The organism is Gordonia sp. ABSL11-1 (assembly GCF_030315685.1).
In the GTDB taxonomy this organism is placed as follows: Bacteria; Actinomycetota; Actinomycetes; order Mycobacteriales; family Mycobacteriaceae; genus Gordonia.
Map to the genome: position 1 here is coordinate 1 of NZ_JASXSI010000059.1, position 3,308 is coordinate 3,308.

Below are 3,308 nucleotides of genomic sequence, written 5' to 3' on the forward strand. Positions count from 1 at the left end.
AACAACGTCGTTGCCGTTCTCGGCGAGCACTCAGCAAAAGCCGAAGTGCTTGACGACATCGCTGGTCGAGCGCGGCGGCTTGGCGACCTTCACGGGTTGCCAAGCCGCCTGCACGGCAGCGCTCACCTCGTAACATCCATCCGGGGTCAGACGGGAGTGTGGGGTACCGCCACCGGACTACGACGCGTGTACTGGACACGGGCCGCGGGCCTGTCGGTCGGCGGCGACAACGCTACAGTTCTGGCCGGCTTGAACGGCTTCAGTGTTGACCGCGCCCGCCTCGCGACGAGACTACTGATTCCTGTCGCCCCGTGGCCACTGTCGTGGAGGCCAGTATGGGAGCGAGTGGAGTCAGTTGTACCGCACTCCTACCTCGTGTTGGACGGCACCGACACAGCGAGAACTGTGCGCTACTGGAGTTCCCCGCCGCAGGAGCGCACCCGGGCCGCTGCCGCCGAGCAGCTGCGGGAGGCGCTGATCGAATCTGTCGCTACCAGAGTGGCACCCGGCGTAAGAGTGGTATCGCACCTCAGCGGACTCGATTCCAGTTCGGTCTGTGCGCTCGCCGTGCGACAGCGGGCTGACGTTCTGGCGCTCACGTTCGCGCAGCCTGACGCGATGGATGACGATGTCGCATGGGCGACACGGACAGTAGCGGCGCTGCGTGACGCTGGTAGTGACGTCACGCATGAAGCTGTGCCTGCCCACGAAGTGCCGCTCGTATACGACGGAATCCTCGAACGGCACAACGAGTTTGATGAGCCATTTCTCCTGCTACACAATCGCAAGCGCTTCGAGCGCATCCTCCACATCGGACAGAAGCACGCGCCGGTTGTTCATCTGATGGGCCTTGGCGGCGACGAACTGTGCTCGCCGGGCACAGCATGGCTTCACACCCTGATGCGTAAAAGCCCACTGAAGGCCATGACAACGCTTCGAACCGTGGCTGGGACGGATCACCGGCAGCCCTACCTCGCAATGCTACGTGATCTCACTGGCGACGAGCCCTACCAAGATTGGCTGATCGCCATGTCACGTCAACTCGGTGCCTGCACGCAAACCCGCCGCCAGCCAGTTGGCACCTGGGGCCCGTGCCCGACCCTGCCCGACTGGGTGACACCTGAAGCCGAGCAGTTGGTGCAGGCGGAACTGATCTCGGCCGCAGATGAGAATGACTCGGCACTGGCGGCAGATCGGGGTCTGCACGAGATGCTGGAAACGATCTACACCGGCGCGGCAACTATGCGGGCCTATCAGCGCATCGGCGCCGCGAACGGAGCGAAGGTGGCCGCGCCCTTCTTTGACGATCACGTGATGGAAGCAGCACTGTCAGTTCGGATTGTTGATCGTTATGAGCCAGGGCGCTACAAGCCGCTGTTGGTCACGGCAATGCGCGGGCTCGTGCCAGATGCCACGCTTCGTCGTACGACGAAGGCAGAGACGTCCGCGGCCGTTGTGCTCGGTAGTCGCAGGCACCGCGACCAAATCGTCGGCATAGCCGAGGGTTCCAGACTGGTTGAACTCGGTCTAGCCGACGCGGGCGCCCTGACGCATGCGTGTCGTGCAGCGCTAGACGTGCAGGGTCCCGGTCAACGAATCGAGACAACGATTGGTTGTGAGATGTGGCTCCGAAATCTAGAGGAGGATACCGATGTTCACTATGGCGCCTGACATCTCAAGCACAGAGACCGAGTATGGCACCGTGCTGCTTGATAAGAAGAGTGGAAAGTACTGGAATCTCAACCCAACTGGGACACTCATTTGGCAGTCGATACTCGGGAGCGGTGACCTCAACGATGCAGTGAACGCGCTTGTCGACACCTACGACGTCGACCGAACTACGGCCAGCAGAGACGCTCAGAGCGTCATCGATGGACTTGTCGACGCGGGAATCATCGTCGAAGAAATATAGGAGGACAAGACATGTCGGCCCCGATGGGCATCGAGCACGGGGATCGAGAAGTTCTGCTACGCGAGCGTATCGTCGCGCGCGTGGCCGTATTCATCGCCCTACGTCTGGCGAGATGCAATCCCAAGCGGATTCAGCGAGTCCTACACGTTGTGCGTATTGGCGCCAAGCCTGCCAATTACGCGCAAACGAGCCGGGCGCGCGCAGTCGTAACCAGTACCAGCTTGGCGTGCGCAGGCCGCGAAGGTTGTCTGCCCCGCTCGATCGCGACGGTGCTACTCACCCGTGTTCATGGGGTTGTCCCAGTCTGGGTGGTCGGGGTTCGCGCGACGCCGCCATTCGGCGCCCATGCGTGGGTACAGGCCGAGGGGCGCGACGTTGGCGAACCGCATCCTCCGGGCTACTACGCGCCGTTATTGACTGTGGAGCCAGGGTGAGATGATGTTTGTCGCCGCTCGCAACCTGCGTGGTTGCGCCTGGCACGGATCGATGCTGGTTCGTATTTCGAGGTCGGTAGGCGCGAACGATGCGATTGGGCAGTCACCTTCACGAATCCCGCGCCGCCTGGTAGCGACAGACTGTCTGATCGAGCGACGCACTGTCCGCGCGACGCCTCGCTCCTGGCGGTGGCGCTCCTGGCGGTGGCCAAACCCGGATCTTCGCGATAGCGTCTGCGGGTTATACTGTGCCAGTGTCTGATAGCCAATCAGGGCCAGTGCTCGTCGTTGATTTCGGCGCCCAGTACGCCCAGTTAATCGCTCGTCGCGTGCGCGAGGCCAATGTGTACTCCGAGGTGATTGCGCACACCGCATCGGTCGATACGATTGCGGCGTTGTCGCCCGCGGCAATCGTCTTGTCCGGGGGCCCAGCGAGCGTGTACACCGACGGTGCTCCCCGCCTTGACCCGCGACTGTTCGATCTTGGTATACCGGTCTTTGGTATTTGCTACGGATTCCAGGCCATGGCGCAGGCGCTTGGCGGTAGCGTCTCCCACACCGGCACAAGGGAATACGGACGGACCGAGTTGGTCGTCCACGGAGGTCAACTACACAACGGACTACCCGGCCGCCAGCCAGTATGGATGAGTCACGGCGATGCCGTAACCAGCGCACCGGCAGGGTTCGAGGTCACTGCTGGCACATCGGCGTCGCCAGTCGCTGCGTTCGAGAACTACCAGCGCCGTTTGGCCGGGGTGCAGTACCACCCTGAAGTGCTGCATACCCCGCACGGTCAGCACGTGCTGAGTCGGTTCCTGCACGAAATCGCCGGTCTGCCCGCGACGTGGACAGCATCCAACATCATCGATGCTGCGGTGCAGCAGGTCCGCGATCAGATCGGGGACGGTCGCGCGATCTGCGCCTTGTCAGGGGGTGTCGACTCCGCGGTCGCCGGTGCGCTT

The 3,308-nt window shown here is 62.6% G+C and carries 4 protein-coding genes; all 4 read left to right on the top strand.

Annotated elements, in window-relative coordinates; all coding sequences use genetic code 11:
- Positions 1 to 1,671 (top strand): asparagine synthase-related protein (locus QSJ19_RS26325; protein ID WP_286324006.1); only part of this gene is annotated, 1,671 nt, incomplete at its 5' end.
- The gene (locus tag QSJ19_RS26330) at positions 1,661 to 1,912 is read left to right on the top strand and encodes a lasso peptide biosynthesis PqqD family chaperone (protein ID WP_286324007.1); all 252 of its coding nucleotides are present in this window, start codon (positions 1,661 to 1,663) and stop codon (positions 1,910 to 1,912) included. The genes QSJ19_RS26325 and QSJ19_RS26330, both read left to right, overlap by 11 nt.
- 23 nt (positions 1,913 to 1,935) lie before the next feature.
- On the top strand, positions 1,936 to 2,346 hold the full coding sequence (locus tag QSJ19_RS26925) for a lasso peptide biosynthesis B2 protein (protein ID WP_353507184.1): 411 nt from the start codon (positions 1,936 to 1,938) through the stop codon (positions 2,344 to 2,346).
- Between the two features lie 254 nt (positions 2,347 to 2,600).
- Positions 2,601 to 3,308 (top strand): glutamine-hydrolyzing GMP synthase (guaA, locus tag QSJ19_RS26335; protein ID WP_286324008.1); only part of this gene is annotated, 708 nt, incomplete at its 3' end.